This is a genomic window from Sphingobacterium zeae (genome assembly GCF_030818895.1).
GTDB lineage: Bacteria > Bacteroidota > Bacteroidia > Sphingobacteriales > Sphingobacteriaceae > Sphingobacterium > Sphingobacterium zeae.
The window spans coordinates 4,299,169-4,325,773 of the sequence record NZ_JAUTBA010000001.1 but is presented as its reverse complement, the minus strand read 5'-3'; the positions used below and the strand labels follow the sequence as shown (position 1 = coordinate 4,325,773).

Sequence of the window (26,605 nt, the reverse complement as noted above, 5' to 3'; positions counted from 1 at the left end):
TGGTATTAAAACTGGTGTTCATTTCTAACTGTTTTCAATAATATAGCTGCTCGGCGACATGCCATAATGCTTATTGAAGTCTCTTGAGAAATTGGATTGTACGGTATAACCCACCATAGTTGCGATTTGGCTAATGTTATACTCTTTCTGGGTAAGCAGTTCCGCAGCCTTTTTCAATCGAGAAATATTGATCAATTCATTGGGAGTGAGATCGGATAGCCCTTTAATTTTACGGTAAAGGGTCGGACGACTCATATGCATCAGTTTGGCCAGTTCATCCACATTAAGGTCTATCACTGAAATATTTTCATAAATTACAGTATTGAGCTGGCTGATAAAGTCTTTGTCGGGTGCCGATACATTGATATCCATCAAGGTAGACCCGGAAGAATTGGTCAAATAATTCTGGATAATCTTTCGGTTCTTGAGGATATTACGTATTTGTACCGTGAGGAATTCGAGCGAGAAGGGTTTTTCTATGTAGGCATCAGCGCCATTTTTTAACCCTTGAATCTTTGCATCGAGCGTATTTTTTGCAGTCAAAAAAATCACGGGAATGTGACTGTACAGGATGTCGGTTTTAATGCGTTTGCATAGTGCAAGTCCATCCATGATTGGCATCATAATATCAGTCAGGACGAGTTGCACGTTCTCTTGGTCTAGAATTTCGAGCGCTTCAGCGCCATTACCAGCGCGTAAAATTGTGTAACTTGATTTTAATTCCTTATTGAGGTAAGCCATTATTTCTTTATTATCTTCAACGAGCAGGATTACCGGTTTTTCTTCTTGTTGTTCATCAGCTTTATCATTGATTACATGCTCGTCAAAATCCTCGTGAAATGACTGGATATCCAGGGATTGTTCCTGAAAGATAGGGACGGAGAGTAAAAATATGTTGCGGTTTTCCTCCATATGAACAACAGATAATGTTCCTTGATGCAGTTCGACCAAAGAACGTGAAAGGGGCAGGCCAATTCCTGTTCCGGTATCTTTGTCGGACTCGTTTAGTCGATAGAAGGGTTCAAAAATCTTTTCTTTTTTCTCAAAGGGTATAAGCAGACCATCATTTTGAAATTCAATATTGAACATAATGTCATCGCTATTGAATGGAAGCAGTTTGACGTAGACTTCGTGCTCCGCATATTTTATTGCGTTGTGGATGAGGTTTGTAAAAACTTTTCGAAGGGCCTCTTCATCTACATAGGCGGTAAGACTGATACGTGGAAGCCTTAGGTCGTAACGCAAATGTTTGTCTTTGGCTAGGTAATTGAAATCGTGGAATACTTCGGCCAAAAGGGTGTTGATGTCAGTTTTTGTAAAAGTAAGGCTCATATTGTTGGTTTCTGCTTTTCTAAAATCGAGTAACTGGTTGGTGAGTCGAATTAATCGCGTTGTATTTTTTTCGATCAGGGCAAGATCTTGAGCCGTTTCCTGATCGGTGAATTTTTGATTATTTATTATTTTCTCCAGGGGCATTTTGATTAAGGTGAGCGGGGTACGAATCTCATGAGCAAGGTTAGTAAAAAACTCCAGCTTGAGCGTGTATATTTCCTGCTCTTTTTTCCGTTCGAAACTATCCATCTTTTGCGCATTATTAGCCTTTAAAAGCAGTAGATAATAGCGTAACCCGAGCAGGGTAATTGTTCCGAAAGTCAGAAAATAGAGCACATATGCCCAGCGAGACAACCACCAGGGGGGCGAAACAACGATGCGTAGTTTTTTTTCGGCGGGATTCCAAACCCTATTATTGTTTGCACCTCTGAACTTAAAGATATACGTCCCTGGCGGAAGTTTATTGTAATAGATTTTTTGATTGCCTGTAATATCGGTCCAGTCCTTGTCGTAACCTTCCATAATATACCGATAGGCATTACTTTTTGGTGAAACAAAACTTAACGCTGCAATATTAAAGCTAATATTGGATCTGTCGTAGGTCAGTCCGATCTCTTTTGCTGTGGAGATGGATTCTTTTAGTATCCCATTTTCATGTACAGGTATGTTTGCGTTATTGATTTGAATGCCACTAATGAATATCGGGGGGACAAAGTTATTCTTAATTGATTTTGTAGGGTTGAAACTTACCATTCCTTTAATAGTTCCGAAATATAAAGTCCCGTCATTATCCTTAAAAGCTGAATTATAATTAAATTGATCCGCTGGAAGTCCATCTCTGGATGTATAAATGATCCTACGGGGGAGCCCTTCATCCAATCTCACCAGACCTCCGCCGGTAGATATCCAAATGCTTCTATTGTCATCTTCCAGCACCTTAAATACTTGATTGGAAGGTAATCCGGATTCGGTCAGATAATTGGTAAATTGACCATCCCTTCGGTATTTTGAAAGGCCGCTTTCTGTACAAAACCATAAGTTTTTTTTGCTGTCTTCAAATAGGCCATTGACATAATTATTGACGAGTGTATTTTTTTTGCCTTGTTCAGACCGTAACTGCTGAATTTTTCCCGAACTGCGGTTATAGCTATAGACACCACTTCCATAGGTGTTGATCCAGAGAATACCTCCTTCGTCTTCATAAATACCTTGTATCCACGCAGTAATAGGGAGGAGGTCAAAACGGTCACGCGCTTTATTGAAGACGTATAATGCGCGATCGGTTCCTACAAATAGGTGGTTGTCTCGGGACTTACAGAGGCAAACGGCAAAGCTGCTTTGCAATGGTCCCTCACCAATACGGTCGTAATGCTTTTTTAATTTTCCTGTTCTTACGTCCAGAATGTCAATACCATGAGTCGTAGAACCTACCCAAAGATCGTTGTCGACGGTGGCCAACCCATGCACGTTATTATGCGTAATGCTTCCCTGTTTGCCATTGGCAACGAAGTGCTGAATTTGGTTTGTTTGCGCATCTATTTTATTTAGACCGCCATCTTCTGTTCCTATCCAGAAATTTCCATAACGATCTTTTGTGATATCGTGCACGATATTGCCTGATAGCGCGGATTTTCCAAATCTGGATAAATACTTTTTGAAATTATTGAATTGGTTGCTGTACTGGTTAAATCCACCAAAATATGTCCCAAACCAAATATTGCCTTCTCGATCGCGATAGAAATTTAAGATCGCATTGTCCGATATCGCAAATGGGTTGAGCAGATCTTTTTTAATGTGGTGGATCTGTCCTGTGTAGATATCATAGGTATATATTCCAGTTTCTGTTCCGATCCAATATACTGATGCTGTCTGTTGAATAATGCAGTTTGCCTGGATAACTTTGTCAGGGTAATGGTTTGAAAATAAGTTTTTCAATGTTCCATTTTTGAAATCAAATAGATAGACCGAATTGATTGTCCCAATCATCAGCAGCGAATCGTTGATTGCATAGACGGTTTTGGTATTTGCTAACGCTCGTCGATCGATCTTATTGAGATCGACATTGATAAATTTATGGGTGCTAACCTGATATCTTTGTATCGTACTGTTATCGTCTGCGATCCACAGTCCACCGCTCTTACTGCTGGTGATTGCTACCAGCGAAGTGTTGTTATGGTCAAATGCCGAAATTTCTTTTGTCGCGGAATTATAACGATAAAGTTTGCCATTGGAAAGCAACCAGATAAATCCCGCATATTCGTGTAGGGCATTTACTTCGCCGATTGGAATACGCTTAAAAGGTTTGAAATTCTCTTTTATGGGATCGTAGCAGTAAGTGCCGCGAGTCGTTCCCACCCATAGGACGCCTTTACTGTCGGTGAGCATGCTCAAGATAGAGGAGCTTCCAATACTTGTCGAATCTGAAGCATTGTGTCTAAATATCTTAAATTGATTACCATCGAAACGATTGAGGCCATTTCTTGTGCCGAGCCATAGAAAGCCTTGAACATCCTGTGTAATACACTTGACGGAACTATTAGAGAGGCCATCGTTGGTTTGATAATTTTTAAAATAGATGGATTGTGCCCGCCCATGGATACATGTTAGGAATGTGTATAAAATTAATATGGTGGTTATTCTTTTCAAAATTGATTACGTTCAACTAAAAATAGTCAATTAAAAACACAATAATGCATTTTACTGATACGCTTTGATATAAATTTGAGACGCTGTGATTGGACGAGCTACTGAGATTTGTGCATTTTTATATCAGATAATAACCAAATATAAACGTATGTTGTGCCCAAGAATTATGACAGGTAGAGCCTGTGCCCCTACGCGAACCACTCTTTCTACGATTTTGCCTTATAGAATCGCCGATGCAACAGTTGGCCAATTAAATGTTCATTCCGATGAGCTTTAAAATCTATCAATAACATTAAATCACTTAATATGAGCTGTGCATCATATATGCACAATATGAATCAATTAAACCACTAATTAAAAAGCGTATGAAAAATAAACTACTTGCACAGTGCGCAATGACACTTACATTTCTGCTTGTATCTTTTATTGCATTTGCCCAGACGAAAGTCTTGAAGGGGAAGGTTGTCGATGAAACACAAGGTCCATTGTCAGGAGCTACAATCAAGGTAAAAGGAGGTGCCGCAGCCACCACAACAGACACGGAAGGTTCCTTTACATTGACTATTCCCAGTGAAGCTAAAACGCTGGAAGTATCTTTTATTGGATATACTTTAAAAGAAGTACCCATTGTGGGAAGCGATATCACGGTAGCGCTTGAACCTAGTGCGGGTCAGGGCTTAGATGAAGTCGTTGTAATCGGTTATGGTACTGCCCGTAAAAAAGACCTAACGGGGGCTATGGTCACTATTGGCGCCAAAAATTTTAATAAAGGTGTCATGACAAGTCCTGATCAACTGATACAGGGCAAGACGCCTGGTGTGATGGTGATTAACAATACGGGGCAACCTGGTGGGGCAACGACAGTACGTATTCGAGGGAATTCATCGATCCGGGCAAGCAACAATCCGTTATTTGTACTCGACGGTGTTCCCATGTCCGGCAATTCGCCGTTGCCTGAGGGTAGAGGAGGTTTTTCTTCCGATAGGGGAAATCCACTTAGTTACTTGAATCCTGGTGACATCGCCAGCATGGATATCCTTAAGGATGCTTCCGCGACGGCAATTTATGGTTCACGAGGTGCAAACGGGGTGATACTAATTACCACTAAGAAAGGAAAGGTTGGCTCTCCTGAAGTTTCTGTCGGAGCTTCTGCGGGTGTCTCAAGTATGCGGGAATATCCTGATGTATTGGATGCGGCCCGATTTAGAGAGGCCTTAAAATACTATACACCGAATGATGTAGCGAATGCTGACTTTGGAGGAAATGAAGATGCTTTCAGAGCAATTACCCAAAAAGCGATTACACAAAATTATTATGCTGATATTGCAGGGGGTACTGAGCATGGAAAATATCGTCTCTCGGGTGGATATTTAAACCAAAACGGTATTATTCGCGGATCACAACTGAAGAAATATACGGCCAACTTTACGGGCAATTTTCGCTTCTTAGAGAATAAGCGGTTGGGTGTAGATTTTAGTGCTTTCTTGACCCAGTTGGATAATCGGTATGCACCGATCAATGCGATGGTAGGTTCAGAAGGAAATGTGATCTCTCAGGCCTTACAATGGAATCCAACACTGCCGTTATATGATGATAAAGGTAACCTGACTTACGTTAGTCCGTCAACCCGAAACCCTTTAACAAGTATTGAAGCTTTTAAAGATGTGGCAACGACAAATACGACCGTGATTAATATTGCTCCGTATTACAAAATCACAGATGATTTGGAGTACCGTTTTATCTATAGTGTGATGCGACAGCTAGGCAATCGCCAGGGGATGTATCGTGCAGTTTTGATCGATCCTTCAAAGGTTAATGATGAAGAGGCCTTTATTTCCAATAATGGTGAAACCAATTTGCAGATGACACATATGTTGTCTTATAACAAACAAATTAACGAAAACTGGAATGTCAATGCCGTGGCCGGCTATGAATACCTTGATTTTAACTTCAATAATAATCTTTCTTATGGTAGTGGGTTCAAATATATCGGACTTGATTACTTCGATTATATTCAAAATTCGATGGTCGCTACACGTGGCATTGCATCATATAGAAGTCCCTCAAATCAGCTCCAATCGTTTTTCTTGCGTGGTGGGGTTAATTATTTGGATCGCTATTTATTGACTGCAACGGTACGTAAAGATGGTTCGACCAAATTTGGCGAGAACAATAAATACGCTACTTTTCCATCCATTGCGATTGCATGGAACCTAGCGCAGGAAGATTTTTTGAAATCGACGAACATTTTCGATCAGCTAAAATTACGTTTGGGATGGGGGAAAACCCGGTAACCAGGAGTTTCCTACCGGAGCTTCATTAAACCGGATTACCTTTGGTAATGGCGGAAGTGCTGGGCAAGTAAATTTCCAAAATAAAGACTTAAAATGGGAAACGTCAACAACCCTTAACGCAGGAGTTGATTTTTCCGTGTTGAAAGGTCGTTTATATGGTTCGATCGATTATTTTCACAAGAAAACAACCGATGCGTTGTTTGAACAAACACTGGCAATGGATGGTCCAGCCGGACGTATATGGGTGAATTTAGACGGTGAGATTCTTAATAAAGGGGTTGAAATTGCATTGACAGGAACACTGTTGAAAAGTGAAAACTGGAATTGGGATGTAACAGGTAATGCAACATTTCTAAAAAATAGTGCAAGTGGACTTAAAGGTGATTATGAGACAGGAGCATTGCGTGGACAGGGATTCTCCGGTGTATTGGGGCAACGCATGACGAATGGACAGCCTTTAAACGTGTGGTATTTAGCAGATTTTCAAGGTATTGATCCCGTGACAGGAACGAGCATGTACTTGGGGAAAGATGGAAGTGTCAGTACGGGCAATGACCCCGCTTCCAATAAATTCTATAGAAACAGTCCAAATCCAACAACGCTTTTAGGTATCTCGACAAATGTGAGCTATAAACAATTCTCATTGTCAGCCAATATGAATGGTGCACTAGGACATTATCTTTTTAACAATACCGCAGCAACAGCACTGGGCTTAAGCAATTTGTCTGCTCGAAATATTGGATCTACATTTTTTAATACTGCTATTAAGGAATCAATCTCAAATTCAGCAGCGCCTTCTACGCGTTTTCTGGAAAAAGGAGATTATTTGAAAATGGCTAATCTTACTTTGAGTTATCGTGTTGGTAATATAGGCAGAGCGCTTAAGAATTTAAATGTATCGCTGACTGGACAGAATCTTTTCATTATCACGAAATATACAGGATTTGATCCCGAGGTGAATACGGATGGCTCAGTAAATGGAATTCCTTCATTAGGCATTGAATACTTGCCATATCCGCCAGCCAGAAATATACTTTTGGGAGTCAATTTTTCCTTATAAATGGATGGCGGATGAATCGTGACAAATCAAAAGATGAAATTATCGAGATTTATTCAAGTGCATGTATAAATGAATATATTGATAGCTCATCAGGAATGTAAACAAATTTAGACAGATGACAAAGATGAAATTAAAAACATTATTATATTTAGCAATAGTCGGTACAGTAGTGACGAGCACTTTTTCGTGTACCAAGCTGAAAGAAGAATTTAAAGGGGAGGCAGAGGAAGGTGCCTTGATTGAAGCGGGGGCTTTGTTAATCACCGCTTACAGTTCATTGAACACCCCTTATCAACAAGAGCAACGTTGGGTGATGCAGGAAATCTCAACTGATGCCGCGATGGCTCCAACACGCGGCGGTGACTGGGACGACAATGGAATGCACCGTGCCATTCACCTTCATTCTTGGAATGCAGATAATGGCTATGTGAATAATACCTTTGTGGGATTGAGTACAACAGTTTTTAATGCTGGAAAGGTATTACGGAGCAATCCGAATGCGCAACAAGCCGCCGAGGCAAGGTTCATTCGTGCACTTGCTATGTTTGACATCGTAGATTTATATGGTGTGGTACCTTTCCGCCAAGGAGCTTCTTTAGAAGATTTTAAGATAGCACCCGATGTATTACAACCGCAAGATGTGATGGATTTTATGATAAAAGAGCTCAATGAAATCATAACAACCTTGCCTGCAGGGGAACTAAAAAGAGCGTATGTTGCAAATAAAAATGCAGCGAGAGTATTGTTGATGAAAATTTACTTGAATAAGGGGGCTTTTTTGAATAGGCAGAAGCCGACTTTTGATGCGGACGATATGAACAAAGTAATAGCTTTGGCGAAGGAAATTACAGCGACAGGGCCATACAGCGTATCAGCAAAAGGTAAATATTTTGACAATTTTGCACCTGATAACGACGAAAAGTCCACAGAGAATATTTTTACTTTGTACAATAAAAATGGAGACCGGGGTGGAAGTGTGGACCGCACTTGGAATACCATCGCGCATTATAACATGAATCCTAGTGGTTGGAACGGTTGGTGTACACTGTCCGATTATTATGATAAATTCGCTACAAACGATGAGCGTAGGGGTCTTTATTATGAATATGCTGCGGATACAACGTCTAATAGAAAAAAAGAATTTAAACGCCAAAATGTTGGTTTTTTTGCTGGTCAGCAATACAATTGGAGCACGAACAAACCTTTAATGGCAAGGAACCCCTCGAATACTCCATTGTCTTTTACGCCTGAAGTAACCATTCGCACCTCAGGTAATACGCTGGAAACTGCGGGCATCCGTCCCATGAAATATGCTTACGATTATGCATCCTCTGGACAAAAGAACAATGATTGGGTCGTGTATCGTTATGCGGATGTCTTGTTGATGCAAGCAGAGGCAATACTCCGAGGAGGTACAGGGACCGCTGCCGAAGCTCTTGCTTTAGTTAATGGAATTCGACTCAATCGTGGTGTAGATAATCTTACAGCAATGACGCTTGATAATCTGTTGGATGAACGTGCTCGCGAGTTATATTGGGAAGGGTGGAGAAGACAAGATTTGATCCGTTTTGGTAAGTATTTACTGGCCTGGCAGGAAAAGGCGGCTGACGCTGATCCAAAAACCCTACTTTATCCGATTCCGAACTTGCAGCTTGCGGTGAATCCAAACTTGAAACAGAATCCAGGCTATTAAGCTGAAGGAACCGTTCGTAACGAATAGGATGGATCCATCCTATTTGTTTAATAGAATAAGGTATTTAGCTGATTGAAACGTATTACTGCTGTTGAATCTTCCAATCCGATTTGAGCGCAAAAGGCGATGTTCATTAAAAGTAAAGGATAAAAAGTCGGGATGGCCGGATTTGAACCGACGACCTCCAGCACCCCATGCTGGCGCGATACCGGGCTACGCTACATCCCGAATTAATTCAAGTGGAAGGCCTTTTTTCAGGTGCCGTTATCTCGAATAATTTTGGTAGCGCTAAAGTAATAATTATTGAACAAAAATAAAATGTAAAGGAAAAAAAAGTCATTGAGTTTGTAAAAACAAATACCTGGTACATTTTATGGCAGGGAGTCTACAGGCATTATATTAAAATGATAAAACTATTTGTCAATCGTGTTGTTCTATAGATAGCTTTTAAACATTTAACATTTTATATAAACGCCCAATATCCATCGGATAGCGGGCGTTTATCTTTGTATAGCTGGATCAAAACAGTTTTTAAGATACTGTTGCAGTCTTTAATACATTACGGTAAGGGTAAGAATGGAAGATGTGTCTACGGGCAAATCGACCTAAAGAATCTGCATTGACAAATTTAATATAATCGTTTCGCTGAACACCAAAATATTCATATTGGCTGCCGTCTTGGAAAGTAACAGTCAATACTTGTCCTTTCCAGTCAATATCCTGAATACCAGAATTGGTAATTGTTTCTGTGTAGATCGGCAATTGTTGCTCTAATGTTTCGGAACAGATGCTTACCAGAAAGTGGTATGCTTCGATCATTGCAACACTTTTTTCCTCTGCAGCCAAACGACCTTCTTCATCATTGACAAATTTATCTGGATGACATTCTTTCATGATTGTCCGGTAAGTAGATTTCAGGGTTTTGAGATCCACAGATTTATCTACGTTAAGTAACTTCCGGTAGTCGGCAATTTTTTTCATGGCGGCAAAGTTATGCTTAATAATCAGATTATTCGCTATAAGATAGGAAAAAAAACTTATTTCTTCAATAAAGTTTTTACATAAAGCTGCTCAACCTTCTCCCTAGCCCAAGGTGTTTTTCTTAAAAAAGTTAACGAAGATTTTACACTCGGATTGTCATTAAAACATCGGATAGCTATGCGTTGACCTAGTTCTTCCCAGCCATAGTACGCTACTAAATATTCTATAATGGTGTCCAGTCTTTTACCGTGTAGTGGATTATTAATTTGTTCTTGCATGTCGTAAAGATAATAATCTTCAATTGATGGATCGTGCTAATTTTTACGATTAACGAGTTGTATTGCCAGTTCCTTTAACGCTGTACGGAGTTGTTCATCCCAGATTTCTCCCGAATGGTCCAGTTTGCCGCTTACTCCTTGGATGAGCAGGTTTCTTTTTTCATCAATTTGGGCGCCTAATCCGCGCATGATGTGTTGTAATTCGACGTGCGCATGTTCACCTTGTGCAGCGGCGGTGATGATACTTATGGGCTTATCGTTGAAAACTGTGGTTGCTGCGCACCACTCAAGTAGATTTTTTAATCCACTGGGCACACTGAAAATATATTCGGGACTGCTGATCAAAACAATGTCTGCTTCTTGAATAATTTGACGTAATGCAATAATCTCAATAGGCGGATGGGACTGGCTTTCTTCTGGATCAAAATGCGGCAGTTCTTTCAGACGATCAAATAGCGTGAAATGGATATCGGCATTAATCTCTTGTTGAAGGTGCTTTATAATATGATGATTGGATGAATGGGTACTGGCACTACCTACAATTGCAAAAATAGTTTTCATGTGAGTCTAAATCTAATCAACGGTTGTCTAAATCCGTTGTTGTTGTGTTTTTTATATATGCGGTATGAAGAAACTAAATTACAATATTCGATTCAAACGATTTACTTTATTCTCCGATTTGCTGTAACTTTTAGATTGGTTTGTTTTTGATCTAACTTTGCTCAGTAAGAAAAGCCGATCTGATGTGAAATTTAGCAGGGATTTAAAGTATATGGACGAAGGCGATTGAATCAAAAAAAAGGATGGTGGACCAACACCATCCTTCATTGAAAAAATCATTAATTAAAAGCAACAACCGATACGCATTGCTTTATATTAATTTTAACCGTCGCTAAAATAGGATTTAAAATTGCTTATTGCAAATGAGGGATGGGATAGCGCATGTATTGTTGATGGAGTATCGCGTGATTTTGCCACCCTTATCAATTTTCAGCATCCGCTATCAAAGTTGTTTTGGAAATTTTCAGCAATATTTTAGAAAAAAATAAATTTATATTGCAACATTTTTAGATAGGCGTCGACTACCTAGTACAAACATAAGAATTCACAGTATTAATTTTAAAACGTGCGAAATCAGCTTAGCGATAAAGATCTATTAGCGATGTGCCAAACGGGCAATGAGTCTGGGTTTTCGCAGCTTTATCATCGATATGCAAAAAAGATCTTTAACTCAATTTATCGGATTTTGGGCAATCAGGAGGAAAGTGAGGATGTTTTACAGGAAACTTTTGTTGACTTTTTTTCAAGATCGGACAAATGGCATAACGTTCTTAGTTTAGAAGCTTGGCTAAGAAGGATGGGGGTGAATAAGGCGATTTCGCTGTTGAGGAAAAATAAGCAGTATTTTACGCCGGTGGATGATTTGGAAATTCAGGATAATGGCGAAGATGAATTACTGGAAAAGGAATGGCGTGAATGTCGTTTAACGGATTTGGAGCAGGCGATCGACCAGCTGACGGGGGTGCCCAAGATGGTCATTAACCTTTATCTGTTTGAAAATATGAGCCATGACGAAGTCGCGGAAGCATTGGGAATGACAGCAGTTGCCGTCCGTAGCCAATACCATCGCGCAAAAAAGAAAATTTACGAACAATTGAAGGAAAGGTATAATTATGCGGGATAATTTAAAAGATTTTGTGAATGCTAATCGAGAATCATTTGATCGGAGGGAACCTTCGGCTGATTTGTGGAATAAAATAAGGCCACAAGTAGTGCCGCCTGTTCAGGAAAGAAAGATTAAGCCTCTTTGGAAGTGGGCTAGTATGGCGGCAGCGATCTTGTTGGTAGGGACAGCGACTTTCATTGCTTTTGATCAGCACAATGGGGCAGAAGTAGAAAAACGAATCGCTGCTGTACGTCCTTATACAGTTCGCGAAAATGAAAGCGATAAAAAGGCCGACATTGCAACAGTAATAAGCGCTGATACCGATAACTCACCTAAATTGACTCCGTCTATGGCGATAGCGGGTAGGCAAACTAAAAGAAAGCAGTCGGCAACAGCAAACGTAATGACCACTGGTTTTAATAAAATGCAGGAGAAAATTGATTACGTTGAGATGCTTCGGGATTCGAGTTCCGCAAGCGCACGGCTAAGTGCTGTCTTGGCTCTGAAAGATGAAGGTAGGTTAGATCGCAATAGTATAGGAGCATTGGAAAGGACTGCTGTATCGGATCAAAGCAGTAATGTGCGTATAGCTGCAATCGAAACGATATTAAGTAGTGGACTAAGCCCAAAAGAGCGTCAGCAGAAAGTCCAGGACTTCTTTGTGGTGCAAAATGATCCCACATTGCAAATGGAGCTTATGCAAATGATGGTTCAGCAAGATGATGCTAAGATGAAAGCGACAACAAAAGATAAACTCAATGAAATTGTGGAAGATCCATTTACGCTAAAATTTGTGAAGGAACAGGCATATGCGGTATTGTTGAATCAATAATATTATACATAGTAAGGTGAACGTCAATTTGTGTATGTTAATCAATGAAAATGCTTAAAATGCATTATTCGACACATAATAAAGTAAAACTAAAACGAAATGAAAAAGATAAGGATAATGATGATTGGGGTCGCACTGATCTTTGCAAGTGCATTGCAGGCCCAGGTAAATGAAACTGTGGAAGGAGTTGCTGCGCCAAAACCTCCTAATCCTCCTAAAAAGGCTAGAGCGGTTTCAGGCGTTGCCGTAAGTAATAGTACTAATTTTACATTCAATTCTTCAGGATTCGGCGGTTCTAATGGACCCAAAAGCTGGAAGGAAATTAAAGTGCCTAATTTAGGAAGTAAACTTCTGTTAAAATTGGATAATGTTTATATTGAAGGCTATAAGGGGAAGGATGTGCTGATTACCGCTAAGGTTGAGGATAATGAGGGAAATGATCGTGCAAAAGGCCTACGTGTCGTTAATGGTTCTGGATTATCGGATAATTCGGGACTCGGAATGAATATCAAAACAGAAGGTGGAGTGACCGAAATAAGCATGGTCGGGATGCCCCTAGAGGATTCTATCCGAATCAAGATCCCCATGGATCTACCCTTGACGATAAAAGGGGGGCGTGGTGCGATGTTTAATGCTGGAGTGATCGAATTGAAAGATATGCGGGCTGAAGTGGAAGTTTCCAATACGATGGGCAATGTGAATTTATTGAACGTAACAGGACCAATCAATGTCAAGGTTGCACAGGGAGATGTAACAGCAAAATTTGTTCAACCTGTCAAAGGGCCTATTTCTCTTGTCGCTGCAATGGGCGCTGTAGATGTTGCTTTTCCTAAGAATTTTGGGGCAAATGTGGATGTAAAATCAGCCATGGGAAATATCTATGCCGCAGATGAATTCCAATTTGAAAAAAGCACTGAAGAGCCCAGGTCCACCCCTATGGGCAATGCTGTGAAAGGCAAAATGAATGGCGGTGGACAGGATGTGATTTTGAAAACATCCCTAGGAGATATTTATATCAGGACACAGAAATAAATAAAAGTAGCCTGTTATCTATAGCAGGCTACTTTTTTAGTTCCATACGTACAAGGTACTGGTCATTCTCATCTTCATATAAAATTTGGACCACCCAACCCATTTCGTGCGAAATTTTAATCAATAAATCCTGATCTAAATACAGCCATTTAAAGAGATCGCCTCGGGTTCCTTTGTATTCATACTGGTATTGAATTTCCCCCAAATAGTGAGCCGGTTTTTTGATGTTGTAATCTTTATACAAATAACTGATATCGGACGAGTCAAAAATTAGCTGCCCATTTTCCGTCAATAGTTCTTTACTATGCGCTAACAGTTTTCGAAAGCCCTCCACATCGCCGGCAATACCGATTCCGTTCATCAACAGCAAAAGCGTATCGTACTGCTGCCCTTTAAATGTATAAAAATCTTCGCAGATAATATGTTGTACCCCGCGTTGCTGCATGATATGGCAAGCGGTTTGGGATTGTTCTATTGCATCCACTTGAAAGCCCTTTTCTTGTAAATATAGACTATGGCTGCCTACTCCAGCGCCCACATCCAATACACGTCCATCACATAGCGATAGACCAATGAATTCTAGCTCTGGGAAATCATCAGGTTCCCGGAAGAATATCTCTACCGGCATTTCTTCTTTATCGCCATAGCTCGTATGGAGTATAAGAGGGAATTTTTCTTCTTGATGTACAAAGTAATCATCAAGCGCTTCACCGTATACGTCTCTATGCATGGTCATCATCAATCATTAATACTTTCTTTGCAATATAAATGGAGTCTTCATCTCCTGTATGTTTCATCGGTTCGTCAGATAATTTGATGACGGGGCTCCATTGATCATCTTCTGGCAAAGCGTCTGTCATCTTGATAACAATATTCATTGGTTTAAGACCTACATCATTCGTGAAATTGGTGCCCACACCAAAGGAATGTAAGATTTTACCCTCACAGTAGCTCGCAATTCTTTCGACTTTTTCATAATCTAAGCCATCGGAAAATATAATGGTCTTTGAAAGCGGATTGATACCATTTTTGTTATAGTGCGCAATAACTTTATCTGTAAATTCAAGAGGATCTCCACTATCATGTCGGACTCCATCAAATAATTTGGTTAACTTTTTATCGAATTGCTGAAAGAAGACTTCGGTTGTATAGGTGTCCGACAACGCTATTCCGAGGTCGCCCCGATAGACATCAGACCAATGTTCCAGCCCTAGGAGGTTGGCCATTTTGTAGCCATATTTAGCGGCATGAAACATAAACCATTCATGGGCATGGGTACCGATGGGCTTCGTTTGATATTTCATTGCGAAATAGACATTGCTGGTGCCAATAAATGTTTTTTCGCCATATTGCTTAAGTGTACGCACCACCAAATCATGTACTTCATGCGAATGGCGTCTTCGGGTGCCAAAATCAGCTATGGTGATATGCAGCTTTTTATATTTTTCGATTTTATCTTTAGCTGTTGCGATTACTTCTGCATCTGAGGAACGTTGTAAGCCCTGGGATTCATAAAAAAGTTCACAGATAAGAGACATCAACGGAACTTCCCAGAGAATAGTGCGATACCAGTACCCTTCGATAATGACCTCCAGATCTGCACCATCCTGAAATATTTTGACTTCTTCGGGATCATAGCGATAACCTTGAAGAAAGTCAAAATAGGTTGGGTCAATATAAGGACAAGTTTTGGCAAAAAAAGTCTTTTCGGCTTTTGTTAGCTTCAAATTAGCCATTTCACTAACAGCCTGCTTCAAAAGGACGTCAAAACCATCGGGAAACTTGTGATGTCCCCGATTGATAAAATGATAACGAGCCTTGGCCTTTGGAAACAACTTGACTACAGCATGCTGCATCGTGAATTTATAGAAGTCATTATCTAATATAGAGGTAAATGAAGCCATCCTTATCGATCTATTTTTTGTTTGAAGCGGTAAATTTACTAATTAACGTGAAATTGCGTGGATTGTTCATAATAATTATAAAAAGACTGGTAAGTAAAAGGCGGGTGAAATTTGTTATTTCATCCGCCTTTTATAATTAGCATGTTATTCGGTCATCATTATCTTGTTCTAGATCTTTCAGAACCCTGTGAAGAACGTCCGGAGCTACGCTCACCTGAGCTTCCAGAATTTCTTGATCGCGATACGGACGATGAATTATCTGTATTGGATCTGCTTCTGGTGTTTTCATAACTGCGATTTTGAGAGGGTTGAGACACCGGTTGGTTCGAACGCGTCCGGCTATCGGAATTCCGACTTTGCACCGGCTGAGAGACTGGCTGGCTCGAACGTGTGCGGCTGCCATCATAATTTCCGTTCCGTTGCGGCGCTGTTGCAGGTTGAACTACGCGTGGCGGTACAGTCTCATCATAACCGTTCTGTCTCCCTCTACTGGTAGATGTAGGGTTATTGTTTGTTGGAGCATCCGATTGCCGACCTGATCGCGTTCTAAAATCATAGTTAGTCGAATTAGGTTGTGTACCATTCGTATTTCTATTTGGAGCACCGTTGTCTCCGCCTCTACTGTTATTAATTGAACTGCGGCTCGAGCCTGTACTGTTGGTGTCGTTACGAGACCTTACAGAAGCATTTCCACTCTTATCGATATATAACTCACGACTTCCAGATCTTGAATCGATGTTATCTCGATTGCTGATAACGCGGTTTGTACGATCTGATATTTCGCGATTGTTATTCCGTGTTCGGTTAGAGGCATCAACTACATTCGTTGGACGTGCAGACGAACGCGTATTACGATCTACAGCCGGGCGATACATACTGATTTCATTGCTGCGATTGCTGCTACTACGAACCGATCCGGGTCTATCTGCATTGGCTATCCTATTGACTGTGACGTTTCTTCCTGTTGAACGCTCGATGTCTGCTCTTCGCGGACCGCCAACATAATAGTTGTTGTTAATGATCGTTGTATTGTTGATAACTGTGGTTCTGTTATAAATATGATTATAATTTCTTCGATTCACATAATACCGATCCATGTCCCTGCTCATGAAGTGGTTGACTCCCACAAATGTCCAGAAGTTCATTGGAATATTGACTGATACATTGATACTCATGCCTGGTCCCATGGGTGCCCAACCGTAATAGTCGTTACTTTGACGCCAATTTACCCATGCCGGTCCCCATTCATAGTCAGGAACCCAGCCCCAACCATAACGATCGTTGTAGTTCCAACGGCCATAGTGAAATGGAGCCCAACCCCAGTCGTAGTTGGAGACCCAGGTATTTCCATAGTCTGTCATTGTCCAATAACCATTGGTAGCATAAGGCTGGAAGTTCGGACCGACATCCGGAATCCAGACATAACCATAATTCGGATCATTGACCCATTGTCCGTAAGGGGATAGTTGATCATAGAACAGCTGGAAAGATACTCCTGCATTGTTGTAATGATCATAATTAGTATATCCGCCGCGTTGGGCCATTGAAGTCGCACAGCTTGAGAAAGAAGCGATACCAACAAACCCTAGTACCCAATATTTTATGTTGTCTAAATTTTTCATTTCTGTAATAATTTAAAGTGTGACAAAACTCTATGCCGTAGTCTTTGTTATTATGACAGCATAACGAATAAAATGGTTTAATCGGTACATTGGAAAACTGATTATTTTACGTGAAAGTCAAAGTGATGATCTTTTTACATAAACGACAATTTTAGATACATATTTTTATTTACCTTTACCGCTCGAATTGCTACGTGTTTGTTCAGCATAAAACGTGTTTTAAGACACATTAATTTGAAATAGACATCATTTAAATGGCTAAAAAACTTCAGACTTTTTTTCTAGAATTCGCAAACATTCATCGTTTTTTGCTACGGTTTTGGCGCGAATTAGTAACTCCCCCATATGAATTCAAAGAAATCGTTCGTCAGTGCTATGAAATAGGCTACAAATCTTTGCCTTTGATCAGTTTAACGGGATTTATTGTGGGATTTGTTTTTACAAAACAATCACGTCCTTCTTTAGAGGAATTTGGCGCAACTTCGATGTTGCCTTCCCTGATTTCGATCGCAATTGTTCGTGCATTGGCACCATTAGTCACGGCTTTAATCGCTTCAGGCAAAGTAGGGTCCCAAATTGGTGCAGAATTGAGTTCGATGAATGTTACGGAGCAAATTGATGCGATGGAGGTTTCGGGAACCAATCCCTATAAATATCTTATTGTAAGTAGAATTTTGGCTACAACGATTGGAATTCCTGTACTCTGTTTTTATGTAGCAGGGATAGGTCTATTGGGGGGATATCTCAGTATGATGAGTAAAGATGACTTGAGTTTTTTGAGCTTTTTTACACAAGTATTTGAGACGATAGCATTTAAAGATTTAGGTGCTATGGTGCTTCGTGCTGTTATATTTGGTTTTACCATCGGTGCTGTAAGTTGTTATTGTGGTTATTTTTCTTCCAAGGGTACGGAAGGTGTGGGTAAAGCTGCGAATGCGGCCGTTGTGGCTTCGATGTTCCTTGTTTTTATAGAGGAGATCATTATTGTTCAAATTTTATCGTTCTTTGGTTAGTGCGCTATGGAAAAGATTCAAACAACCATTGACCATTCAAAGCCGGTCATTGAAATCAGGAATGTCAGCAAGTCATTTGGTGATAATCATGTTCTACGGGGCGTTAATCTGGATTTATATAAAGAAGAAAATCTTGTTGTGCTAGGCCGTTCTGGGACTGGTAAATCTGTATTGATAAAGTTAATTGCAGGTCTATTAAAACCAGACGAAGGTACAATTAATGTGCTTGGCAATTCGGTGACAGAACTCAATGATCGCGAACTACGTGAACTACGTTTAAAAATAGGGTTTTCTTTTCAGAATAGTGCACTTTATGATAGTATGACCGTACGTGAAAATCTAGAGTTTCCGTTGGTTCGTAATAAGCGTAATTTGACGCGCTCAGAAATTGATCACGCTGTAGAGGAGGTACTGGATGGAGTAGGGTTATCGCAAGCCATCAATCAAATGCCTTCAGAGCTTTCTGGTGGACAGCGCAAGCGCATAGGTATTGCTCGCACATTGATTCTTAGACCGGATATCATGATGTACGATGAGCCAACAGCAGGACTAGATCCGATTACCTGTTTGGACATTAATGGATTGATTAATGAAGTTCAGGAAAGATATAAAACGGCATCCATTATTATCACGCACGATTTAGCTTGTGCAAAAGAAGTGGGCGATCGTATCGTAATGTTGTTAGATGGCAAATTTGAAAGACAGGGATCTTTTGAAGAAATTTTTGATACAGATGACGCTCGTGTAAGAGCGTTTTATAATTATAATTTTATTCTATAATATACATGAGTAAGGCAGAAAATAAGAGAGCAATCATTGTCGGTGTTTTTGTTTTTTTAGGCGTATTAATTCTATTGGCAGGAATTTTCATTTTGGGCAGTCAACAAAAGAAATTCACTAAAAATATTGAGATTACAACATCATTTCCTGATGTCGCTGGATTGAAAGTGGGGAGTAATGTGTGGTTTTCCGGAGTTAAGGTAGGAATCATTAAGAACATTCACTTTAAAAGCGTACAGGATGTTGAGGTCGTATTAACGATAGAGGAGAAATCTGCAGAATATATCCGTAAGGACGCCGTGACAAAATTAGGCTCGGATGGATTAATCGGGAATAAGATTGTCGTGATCTCTGGTGGATCCCAGAATGCTCCAACTGTAGAGAGCGGAGACTTTTTGCGCTCTGCAAAGACTGCAGATATGGAAGCAATGATGGAAACTTTGCAGATTAATAATGAAAACCTGGCAAAAATTACCACTGATTTCGTAGAAATATCAAGAGGACTGGCCGATGGTAAGGGAATGGTGGGTGCGATGTTGACGGATACCTCCATGGTGAATACTTTACGCGCGACATTATTGTCCATCAGCGCTGCAATGAATAATGCAAATAAGGCTTCTGCAAATCTGGTTACCCTGACAAATTCTTTAAATAGCAATAAGGGACTGATTCATGATTTGACAACTGATACCGCTATTTTCTCTAGTTTACGTCAATCTGCTGCACAATTACAGGGCGTTTCTCAGACAGCAAATGCATTGATAAACAATTTGAACAACGCTTCGGGCCGATTAAATGATAAAGATAATGCCGTGGGCGTTCTGTTGAATGATCCTGAATCGGCAAATCAAATTAAATCAGCAATTAATAACTTGAATTCAAGTACATCCAAGCTAGATCAAAATATGGAGGCGCTGCAGCATAATTTTCTACTGCGCGGTTTCTTCAAAAAGAAAATGAAAGAAGATGCGAAAAAGGCTGAACTGCTTAAATCAGATACAGCAAAATAAGTTGAATGAAATAACTTTGAAAAGGCTGTACGCTTGCGTAGAGCCTTTTTTTAATCATATTGGGGGAGCCCGTTTAGAATTGAAAAAATGAATCACATTGAAATTATAGACAAAGACGTTATTTACGAAGACAATCACCTCATAGCGATAAATAAGAAGGCGGGGGATATTGTGCAGATTGATGAAACGGGAGATATGTCGATGGAAGATATGGTGAAAGCTTATCTAAAGAAGAAATATGATAAACCAAACGAAGCTTTTGTTGGTGTTATTCATCGTTTAGATAGGCCGGTAAGCGGTATGATACTTTTCGCCAAAACGAGTAAGGCTCTTGAGCGAATGAATAAGTCTTTTCAGGATAGAGATGTGAAAAAAACTTATTTGGCGATAGTCAGACAGCGACCACGGAAAACGGAGGGGAAGCTTATTAATTGGCTGATCAGAAATAGACAAACCCGGGTAACCAAGGCTTTTCCACGCGAGGTGAAGGGAGGAAGTTATGCCGAGTTAGATTATGCATTGGTAGGCGAGTTAAATGGATTTTATCTATTGCGTGTGGAGCCATTGACCGGTCGTACCCATCAGATTCGTGCCCAGCTTGCTGCTATGGGATGTCCTATTGTTGGCGATAATAAGTATGGATATCCAAGAGGTAGTTCTCTAGGGAGTATTTGCTTACATTCACGATCGTTAGTGTTCACGCATCCAATCAAGAAAGATAAGATGGAATTGGTTGCTTCATTACCAAAAGATGGCTTTTGGGATAAATTTGAATCTTTGGCAGGGTAGTGGTTAAAATTTCAGTATCTTTGTACTATGAAATGGTTTAAATATTTACTCCTGATAGTTACCTTAAGTTGTTCATCGGCATCTGTTTCTTACGGACAATGTGCGATGTGTACATTGACAGCTGAGAATTCCACGAAGGAAGGAAACATGCAAGGGCGGGGGCTGAATGATGGTATTTTATTCCTTTTGGTCATCCCTTATCTGGCCGCTGCAGGGCTTGGCTATCTATGGTATAAAAAATACCGCAAGAAGAACACAGAGACGAAGAAATTTTTAAACGAATTAAAATAGGTTTTTAATGCCCACATCCAAATTCCATGCAATGATACACTCCAAATGTCCGAAGTGCCATATTGGTGATGTATTCGTAGGAAAGGTATACAGTTTGCGTAAGCAGTATATGAATGATGTATGCCCCTATTGCGGCGTAAAGTACGAGGTTGAACCAGGTTATTTTTATGCTGCAATGTATGTGAGCTATGCGATGTCAGTAGCCGAGATCGTTACTGTTTCTGTTGCTATAGCGATTTTAACAAGCAGCGAATCTCCCTGGTTTTATCTGATTGGCCTCGCGATAACCATTTTGATCTTTGCCCCTTTTAATTTTAGGTATGCGCGCTTAATTTTACTTCACTTTTTAACGCCAAAAATTAGTTTTGACCCGAGATATGAATTGGAGCTGGAGATACGTGAAAGGAATGAAGCGAACCTTGGTGAAGATGGTCATGGTGTTAACGAAGAAAAAAAATAAAAGAGCTCGCAAGAGCTCTTTTATTTTTTTAGATATTTCATCGTACTATCGAAAAGGAAAACTTTGTCTTTATATCCTTCCGCAATAAGCTGTTGCAATGGGAAGAGATGTACTTGCTGAAAATCTACGATGTGTTCTTCTGTAGAGAGTACGACTTGGATACAGTACGTCATACCATCGTGTGGCGACTGAAGCATTTCCAGAAAATGCACTTCAAATTTTTGGGATTGCACGATATTATCCTGAATCCATGAAACAACCTCCTCGTGGATTGTTTCTTCTGCTATGACAGAGACATTGTATAAAAACATAGACAAAAATACGCTATTTTTCTACGATAAAAAAGATTCTTAGCACAGGAAGCGCGAGAAGTTTGAATATTAGATTTAATTGGTATATCTTGTAAAAATAAGGTTGCATTGAATGAAAATTCGTATTTAATTGCAATATTTGGAATATATGATAAGGATGCATTTGGGATTATGAGGATGAAATTTTGGATAGGTTTACTTTTTTCTACCATGATCATGTTGGGGTGTCAACACCATAATGTTGAGCCTATTCCAATAAATCAATTTTTTTCTAAGCCTGAAAAATCAAACTTTAAGATTTCTCCAAATGGTCGGTTTATAGCCTATATCGGTCTCGACAATCATTGCAAAAATATTTACTTGATAGATTTGATTCATCAGGATAGCTCGAAGCAGCTTACTTATCAAAATGATATTAATGTAAAATCTTTTGCATGGAACGATAACTCGAAAATTACTTTTTTGACAGAGCAATCCGCACAGGACAGTTTACGTTTATATGCGGTAGATATCAATACAGAGAAAATTTGGCCATTGATCAAGCCGATTCGTGGTCGGTTTCGATGGATCCATACCATGACTACCGGAGGTGATAGTTTTATAGGGGGGATGAATGATCGGGATTCTTCATTTTTTGATCTTTATCGGATTTATTTAGATGGAAGACCCCGGGAGTTGATTTTGCAAAACCCAGGAAATATGAGCTCTTGGGTGGTATCTAATGATGGGCAGGTACGAATGGCTGTAGCCAACGATTCTGTACAACAATCGGTACTGTATCGAAGCTCCGAAAACGAACCATTTAAGGAGATTATACGCTGCGATGTTGAAAGTAGTTTTACACCATTGGGTTATAAGGATAATTCGAATGCTATCATCTATGCGTTATCTAATGTCAATCGCGATAAACTGGCTTTGATAAGCTATGATTTGGCAAATCAAAAAGAATTAGGTGAACTTTTTAGCCACAAGGATGTTGACGTGAGCTCTGGGGGATATTTTACTGAACAGAATAAGCTGTTGTTTGTGAATTATACCACCTCAAGGCAGCATAGACATTTTTTTGATGAGACTACCAAACAAAAGTACAACCAATTGGCAAAGCAGATTGATGGCTTTGAATATCAGGTATTGAGTACTGACAGTTCAGGTAATAAGATCATCATTAAAACCTACACCGATGTTAACCCCGGTGGTATTTACTTTTATGATTTTTCGACGCAAAAGTTGACAAAGTTAGCGGATAATAATTCTGATTTAAAAGATAAGGAGCTCTCTCCAAACGAATATATCACGTATACTGCGAGAGACGGTATTCAGATCTCAGGTTATTTAACTTATCCTATACATTCTAATCGCAAAAACCTGCCGATGGTTGTTCTTCCTCATGATGGGCCTAATGGACGTGAAGTTTGGGGGTTCGATAATGAGGCTCAGTTTCTAGCGAACAGGGGCTATTTGGTTTTTCAAATGAACTATAGGGGATCCACAGGTTTCGGTAAGAAGTTTTGGACTGCTGGATTTAAAGAATGGGGGGGGAAGATTCAGGACGATATTACTGATGGGGTGAAATGGTTAATTAAGGAGGGGATTGCTGATCGTGAACGTGTTGCTATCGTAGGGAAAGGTTTTGGAGGTTATTCGGCGCTGCACGCCGCTTGCTTCAATTCTGATTTATATAAATGTGCCGTGTCTTATTCGGGTTATACCAATTTATTTACGTATTTCAGAGATATACCGCCCTATTTTAAATCGTATGTACAGAAAATGTATCAAATTGTTGGGAATCCAATACGGGAGGCTGAACTATTCAAAAATATATCACCGGTCTTTCATTCCGATAAAGTAAAAATACCTGTACTATTGGTACAAGGGGGAAAGGACAGGTTTAGTTCTGTCACAGATGCAAATCAATTTGTACAAAAATTAAAGAATAATAACATTCCAGTGCAATACATCCTGAAAGAGGATGAAGATAGAACTTTTAAGCGTGATGAGAATGTCTTTGGTTATTATAATGAGTTGGAGCGATTTTTGGCGAAATACCTTGTGGACTAAAGGCGGGCGATTATGAAAGCAGAAAAATATAGCTATCGAAAGAATTACGGATTACTGTTGATGTTTTTCATCGTAATCAGTGGCTTGTATATATTTGCCTTATTTCTTTCTCGTAGCTATACAGAATCGCATATCAAAAATGAATTTACGAATAGAAAATCAGAGATATTTGATCAAACCTTAGTTCCTTTCAATGATTTTTTTCAAAATAGAATTCCTGAAGTCTCTTTTTATCAAGGTTTTTTGGACTCTGTTCAGGCGGGCAAATACGCTTATAGCATATTAAGTTCTTATCCGTTTGTCAGAGAGATTGGTTTTTTTGATTTACAATTTAATAACGATCATAATTTAAATTATGGCTTTATCGTTAACAACCTCAGGATCCAACCAAAAACGATTACTTTTTTTACTGTTTCCAGATCTGGGCTGCATAAAAATACCATACGAGATCGCGGTCAAATGGGTTTACATTCTGAAGAGATCAATAATATTGGGGTAAAGTTGGCGACATATATTGACAAGTTGCAACCGAATGCCAAACTTTCTGATAAAGATATCTTAAAGGTTTTTTATACCATAAGACCTGGTCAGATTACCTATCTCAATATTCCGAGGGTCAACGATTTAATTGTCTATAAGTCAATTATGGAAGGTAATTTAGATCATACCGTTGGCTACGAACAGGATATGTTTAATTTTCAGATCGATCCAATGTTCCTGGAGGTGAAAAATAGTTATTCTAATCTTTATGAGAAAGTGGAGATCGTTCCTTTGGTAGGCGCGCCTATCACACCTGAAAATGACGAGATTTCAACCGAGATGCCCTTACCTGGAGCACTGGCCGACTATAAATTACTTTTTAGATCAAGCAAGAACTTTCTTTCCAAAGAAATAAATCGTAGTTTTTGGCCCGTATTAGGAGGCGTATCGTTGATTTACATCATTTTAATTGCTATACTATATTTAATTTATAGAAATTTAGAAATTAACGGAAGACTTTTTAAATTGCAGTACGATTTCATCAATAATCTTACCCACGAGTTTAAGACGCCAGTGAGTGTGATTAAGATTGCTGGAAATAACATCAAGAGTGCGCAGGTACTCTCTGATGAAGAACGTAAAATGTATGGAAATATACTGGATCAGGAGGCAGATCGTTTAAATAACTTGATGAATAAGCTATTATCGTTTAGCCAGATCGAAAATAAAACGATAAAATTAAATAAAGAAGAAGTTGACTTGAAGATGTTTACGGAAAATCTAGTAGCTTCGTCAAGAATAAAATATTCAGATTTCAAGATTAGCACAAAAATTGATGTAAGGACATCAATGCTTGCTGATCCGGTGTTGTTGAGCAGTGTGTTTCAAAATATGATTGATAATGCCTATAAATATTCTAAAGCGGGGCATAAAATATTGGATATTGCGATACAACAAAATAAGAAGAATTTTGTTATCACTTTTAAGGATGAAGGAATAGGAATAGAGAAGGCGGAGTTTAACAACATCTTCAAAAAGTTTTATAGAATAAAAAGTCAATATAATCAGCAAGGAAGTATTGGTTTGGGGTTGGCATTCTGTAAAGAGATTACTGAATTTATAGGCGGTGATATCACAGTAAAAAGCCAATTGGGACAGGGAACCACCTTTACCTTGGTATTTCCAGTTTAAAAAATAAATTTAAATATGAAATATCCATGTTTAGAAAGCATGAAAACTTATCGTTATAAACTGGATATTCCATAAGACATTTAAAAGACAAATTATTTACTTATGAATAAAGACATCACTGTTGCTGTTATTGAAGATGATGAGAACTTACGGTTCTTGGTAAAGCATCGATTGGAATCCGAAGGCTATCAGGTCATTCAAAGCGGAAATGGGAATGAAGCGGAAAGTTTAATCTTGGAAAAAAGACCCGATGTTGTTTTGCTGGACTGGATGCTTCCAGGAAAAGAAGGCAACGAGATCTGTGAGGATGTGCGTAAAGCGGGGTTTGAGAATATCATCATCATGATGACAGCTAAGTCTCAAGATGTGGACAAAATTGAAGCTTACAGTTTTGGCGTGACTGATTACATTAGTAAGCCTTTCAATATGGATGTGCTTATCGCGATGATCGATAACAAGGTCAAATTTTTCTTACCCAAAAACAGTCCCGAAGTGTACAAGTTTGGTCAGACGGAACATCATCCAAATATTCATTCCTTGATACGTGACGGTAGGAAAGTTGAGTTGACTATTTTGGAAAATCGCATTTTACTTCATTTCCTACAGAATTTAGGGCGAGAGATTACACGTGAAGAATTGATGGAGGTTGTATGGGGGTATAGCTCAAATGTCAACACGCGTACATTGGATATGCATGTGGTTCGTTTACGAAAAAAGATAGAGACAAATCCGGACAAGCCACATTATCTACAGACCGTGCGTGGACTTGGCTATAAATTTGTTGATGAGGAGGAGATTTGATTATAATTAGCGGATAAGAGTTTGTTTTGTAAAAAACAATTATTATCTTCGTATAGATTCGAAACAAGACCATGTTTCCCG

At 39.4% G+C, this 26,605-nt stretch carries 23 protein-coding genes and 1 tRNA gene; 15 read left to right on the top strand and 9 right to left on the bottom strand.

Features of this window, described 5'->3' with window-relative positions; genetic code table 11:
• Nucleotides 1-24: 24 nt before the first annotated feature.
• Entirely contained in the window at nt 25-3,978 is a 3,954-nt protein-coding gene (locus QE382_RS18180) for a hybrid sensor histidine kinase/response regulator transcription factor (RefSeq protein ID WP_307187168.1), read from the bottom strand.
• A 365-nt stretch (nt 3,979-4,343) separates the two neighbouring features.
• Between QE382_RS18180 and QE382_RS18175 the strand changes: the two genes are divergently transcribed.
• The 3 genes from QE382_RS18175 (at nt 4,344) to QE382_RS18165 (ending at nt 9,025) form a co-directional block, all read left to right on the top strand.
• On the top strand, nt 4,344-6,272 hold the full coding sequence (locus tag QE382_RS18175; protein ID WP_307187167.1) for a SusC/RagA family TonB-linked outer membrane protein: 1,929 nt from the start codon (nt 4,344-4,346) through the stop codon (nt 6,270-6,272).
• 34 nt (nt 6,273-6,306) lie between these two features.
• Nucleotides 6,307-7,332, top strand: a complete 1,026-nt coding sequence (locus tag QE382_RS18170) for a TonB-dependent receptor domain-containing protein (protein WP_307188039.1) — start codon at nt 6,307-6,309, stop codon at nt 7,330-7,332.
• 115 nt (nt 7,333-7,447) lie between these two features.
• On the top strand, nt 7,448-9,025 hold the full coding sequence (locus tag QE382_RS18165; protein ID WP_307187166.1) for a RagB/SusD family nutrient uptake outer membrane protein: 1,578 nt from the start codon (nt 7,448-7,450) through the stop codon (nt 9,023-9,025).
• A gap of 154 nt (nt 9,026-9,179) precedes the next feature.
• Here the strand turns inward: QE382_RS18165 and QE382_RS18160 are convergent.
• The 4 genes from QE382_RS18160 to QE382_RS18145 all read right to left on the bottom strand — a co-directional run bounded on the left by QE382_RS18160 (nt 9,180) and on the right by QE382_RS18145 (nt 10,845).
• Nucleotides 9,180-9,253 (bottom strand) — tRNA-Pro (locus QE382_RS18160).
• A gap of 303 nt (nt 9,254-9,556) precedes the next feature.
• Complete coding sequence (locus QE382_RS18155; protein ID WP_307187164.1) at nt 9,557-10,006, bottom strand: KTSC domain-containing protein; 450 nt, start codon at nt 10,004-10,006, stop codon at nt 9,557-9,559.
• A gap of 56 nt (nt 10,007-10,062) precedes the next feature.
• The gene (locus tag QE382_RS18150) at nt 10,063-10,284 is read right to left on the bottom strand and encodes a VF530 family protein (protein WP_307187163.1); all 222 of its coding nucleotides are present in this window, start codon (nt 10,282-10,284) and stop codon (nt 10,063-10,065) included.
• A gap of 36 nt (nt 10,285-10,320) precedes the next feature.
• Nucleotides 10,321-10,845, bottom strand: coding sequence for an NADPH-dependent FMN reductase (locus tag QE382_RS18145; protein WP_307187162.1), 525 nt, complete (start codon nt 10,843-10,845; stop codon nt 10,321-10,323).
• Nucleotides 10,846-11,410: 565 nt separating this feature from the next.
• Between QE382_RS18145 and QE382_RS18140 the strand changes: the two genes are divergently transcribed.
• The 3 genes from QE382_RS18140 to QE382_RS18130 all read left to right on the top strand — a co-directional run bounded on the left by QE382_RS18140 (nt 11,411) and on the right by QE382_RS18130 (nt 13,814).
• Nucleotides 11,411-11,968 carry an RNA polymerase sigma factor gene (locus QE382_RS18140; RefSeq protein WP_307187161.1) on the top strand — a complete coding sequence of 186 codons (558 nt, stop codon included), beginning with the start codon at nt 11,411-11,413 and terminating at the stop codon, nt 11,966-11,968.
• Nucleotides 11,958-12,782, top strand: coding sequence for a hypothetical protein (locus QE382_RS18135; RefSeq protein ID WP_307187160.1), 825 nt, complete (start codon nt 11,958-11,960; stop codon nt 12,780-12,782). Before QE382_RS18140 ends, QE382_RS18135 begins: the two co-directional genes overlap by 11 nt.
• A gap of 99 nt (nt 12,783-12,881) precedes the next feature.
• A complete protein-coding gene (locus tag QE382_RS18130) occupies nt 12,882-13,814 on the top strand; it encodes a DUF4097 family beta strand repeat-containing protein (RefSeq protein WP_307187159.1) in 933 nt (310 codons plus the stop codon).
• A gap of 28 nt (nt 13,815-13,842) precedes the next feature.
• On the opposite strand, the gene QE382_RS18125 is transcribed toward QE382_RS18130, so the two are convergent.
• The 3 genes from QE382_RS18125 to QE382_RS18115 form a co-directional block, all read right to left on the bottom strand.
• Nucleotides 13,843-14,544: a class I SAM-dependent methyltransferase gene (locus QE382_RS18125; protein WP_307187158.1), complete on the bottom strand. Its 702-nt coding sequence runs from the start codon at nt 14,542-14,544 to the stop codon at nt 13,843-13,845.
• Nucleotides 14,537-15,718: a nicotinate phosphoribosyltransferase gene (pncB, locus tag QE382_RS18120; protein ID WP_307187157.1), complete on the bottom strand. Its 1,182-nt coding sequence runs from the start codon at nt 15,716-15,718 to the stop codon at nt 14,537-14,539. The genes QE382_RS18125 and pncB overlap by 8 nt, the downstream gene beginning before the upstream one ends.
• Before the next feature lie 158 nt (nt 15,719-15,876).
• On the bottom strand, nt 15,877-17,340 hold the full coding sequence (locus QE382_RS18115) for a DUF6600 domain-containing protein (RefSeq protein WP_307187156.1): 1,464 nt from the start codon (nt 17,338-17,340) through the stop codon (nt 15,877-15,879).
• Nucleotides 17,341-17,594: 254 nt separating this feature from the next.
• Between QE382_RS18115 and QE382_RS18110 the strand changes: the two genes are divergently transcribed.
• From QE382_RS18110 to QE382_RS18085, 6 genes are all read left to right on the top strand, one after another.
• Nucleotides 17,595-18,353, top strand: a complete 759-nt coding sequence (locus QE382_RS18110; protein WP_209579062.1) for an MlaE family ABC transporter permease — start codon at nt 17,595-17,597, stop codon at nt 18,351-18,353.
• A 6-nt stretch (nt 18,354-18,359) separates the two neighbouring features.
• On the top strand, nt 18,360-19,133 hold the full coding sequence (locus tag QE382_RS18105; protein ID WP_307187155.1) for an ABC transporter ATP-binding protein: 774 nt from the start codon (nt 18,360-18,362) through the stop codon (nt 19,131-19,133).
• A gap of 5 nt (nt 19,134-19,138) precedes the next feature.
• A complete protein-coding gene (locus QE382_RS18100) occupies nt 19,139-20,143 on the top strand; it encodes an MlaD family protein (protein WP_307187154.1) in 1,005 nt (334 codons plus the stop codon).
• A gap of 87 nt (nt 20,144-20,230) precedes the next feature.
• Nucleotides 20,231-20,932: an RluA family pseudouridine synthase gene (locus tag QE382_RS18095; protein ID WP_307187153.1), complete on the top strand. Its 702-nt coding sequence runs from the start codon at nt 20,231-20,233 to the stop codon at nt 20,930-20,932.
• Between the two features lie 27 nt (nt 20,933-20,959).
• Nucleotides 20,960-21,223, top strand: coding sequence for a CAMCR motif-containing small membrane protein (locus QE382_RS18090; RefSeq protein ID WP_294350863.1), 264 nt, complete (start codon nt 20,960-20,962; stop codon nt 21,221-21,223).
• A gap of 7 nt (nt 21,224-21,230) precedes the next feature.
• Entirely contained in the window at nt 21,231-21,683 is a 453-nt protein-coding gene (locus tag QE382_RS18085) for a DUF983 domain-containing protein (RefSeq protein ID WP_307187152.1), read from the top strand.
• Nucleotides 21,684-21,703: 20 nt separating this feature from the next.
• On the opposite strand, the gene QE382_RS18080 is transcribed toward QE382_RS18085, so the two are convergent.
• Entirely contained in the window at nt 21,704-21,994 is a 291-nt protein-coding gene (locus QE382_RS18080; protein WP_307187151.1) for a DUF4286 family protein, read from the bottom strand.
• Nucleotides 21,995-22,165: 171 nt separating this feature from the next.
• Here QE382_RS18080 and QE382_RS18075 point away from each other — a divergent pair, with 171 nt between their 5' ends.
• The 3 genes from QE382_RS18075 (at nt 22,166) to QE382_RS18065 (ending at nt 26,524) form a co-directional block, all read left to right on the top strand.
• Complete coding sequence (locus QE382_RS18075) at nt 22,166-24,052, top strand: alpha/beta hydrolase family protein (protein WP_307187150.1); 1,887 nt, start codon at nt 22,166-22,168, stop codon at nt 24,050-24,052.
• Nucleotides 24,053-24,064: 12 nt separating this feature from the next.
• Complete coding sequence (locus QE382_RS18070; protein ID WP_307187149.1) at nt 24,065-25,723, top strand: sensor histidine kinase; 1,659 nt, start codon at nt 24,065-24,067, stop codon at nt 25,721-25,723.
• A 102-nt stretch (nt 25,724-25,825) separates the two neighbouring features.
• Entirely contained in the window at nt 25,826-26,524 is a 699-nt protein-coding gene (locus QE382_RS18065) for a response regulator transcription factor (protein ID WP_046674214.1), read from the top strand.
• Nucleotides 26,525-26,605 lie beyond the last annotated feature (81 nt).

Excerpts from the sequence above, each read along its gene's own strand:
- QE382_RS18175 (WP_307187167.1), top strand. The coding sequence starts at position 4,344 with ATGAAAAATAAACTACTTGCACAGTGCGCAATGACACTTACATTTCTG.
- QE382_RS18165 (WP_307187166.1), top strand. The coding sequence starts at position 7,448 with ATGACAAAGATGAAATTAAAAACATTATTATATTTAGCAATAGTCGGT.
- QE382_RS18155 (WP_307187164.1), bottom strand. The coding sequence starts at position 10,006 with ATGAAAAAAATTGCCGACTACCGGAAGTTACTTAACGTAGATAAATCT.
- QE382_RS18150 (WP_307187163.1), bottom strand. The coding sequence starts at position 10,284 with ATGCAAGAACAAATTAATAATCCACTACACGGTAAAAGACTGGACACC.
- QE382_RS18145 (WP_307187162.1), bottom strand. The coding sequence starts at position 10,845 with ATGAAAACTATTTTTGCAATTGTAGGTAGTGCCAGTACCCATTCATCC.
- QE382_RS18135 (WP_307187160.1), top strand. The coding sequence starts at position 11,958 with ATGCGGGATAATTTAAAAGATTTTGTGAATGCTAATCGAGAATCATTT.
- QE382_RS18130 (WP_307187159.1), top strand. The coding sequence starts at position 12,882 with ATGAAAAAGATAAGGATAATGATGATTGGGGTCGCACTGATCTTTGCA.
- QE382_RS18125 (WP_307187158.1), bottom strand. The coding sequence starts at position 14,544 with ATGCATAGAGACGTATACGGTGAAGCGCTTGATGATTACTTTGTACAT.
- pncB (WP_307187157.1), bottom strand. The coding sequence starts at position 15,718 with ATGGCTTCATTTACCTCTATATTAGATAATGACTTCTATAAATTCACG.
- QE382_RS18115 (WP_307187156.1), bottom strand. The coding sequence starts at position 17,340 with ATGAAAAATTTAGACAACATAAAATATTGGGTACTAGGGTTTGTTGGT.
- QE382_RS18110 (WP_209579062.1), top strand. The coding sequence starts at position 17,595 with ATGGCTAAAAAACTTCAGACTTTTTTTCTAGAATTCGCAAACATTCAT.
- QE382_RS18105 (WP_307187155.1), top strand. The coding sequence starts at position 18,360 with ATGGAAAAGATTCAAACAACCATTGACCATTCAAAGCCGGTCATTGAA.
- QE382_RS18100 (WP_307187154.1), top strand. The coding sequence starts at position 19,139 with ATGAGTAAGGCAGAAAATAAGAGAGCAATCATTGTCGGTGTTTTTGTT.
- QE382_RS18095 (WP_307187153.1), top strand. The coding sequence starts at position 20,231 with ATGAATCACATTGAAATTATAGACAAAGACGTTATTTACGAAGACAAT.
- QE382_RS18090 (WP_294350863.1), top strand. The coding sequence starts at position 20,960 with ATGAAATGGTTTAAATATTTACTCCTGATAGTTACCTTAAGTTGTTCA.
- QE382_RS18085 (WP_307187152.1), top strand. The coding sequence starts at position 21,231 with ATGCCCACATCCAAATTCCATGCAATGATACACTCCAAATGTCCGAAG.
- QE382_RS18080 (WP_307187151.1), bottom strand. The coding sequence starts at position 21,994 with ATGTTTTTATACAATGTCTCTGTCATAGCAGAAGAAACAATCCACGAG.
- QE382_RS18075 (WP_307187150.1), top strand. The coding sequence starts at position 22,166 with ATGAGGATGAAATTTTGGATAGGTTTACTTTTTTCTACCATGATCATG.
- QE382_RS18070 (WP_307187149.1), top strand. The coding sequence starts at position 24,065 with ATGAAAGCAGAAAAATATAGCTATCGAAAGAATTACGGATTACTGTTG.
- QE382_RS18065 (WP_046674214.1), top strand. The coding sequence starts at position 25,826 with ATGAATAAAGACATCACTGTTGCTGTTATTGAAGATGATGAGAACTTA.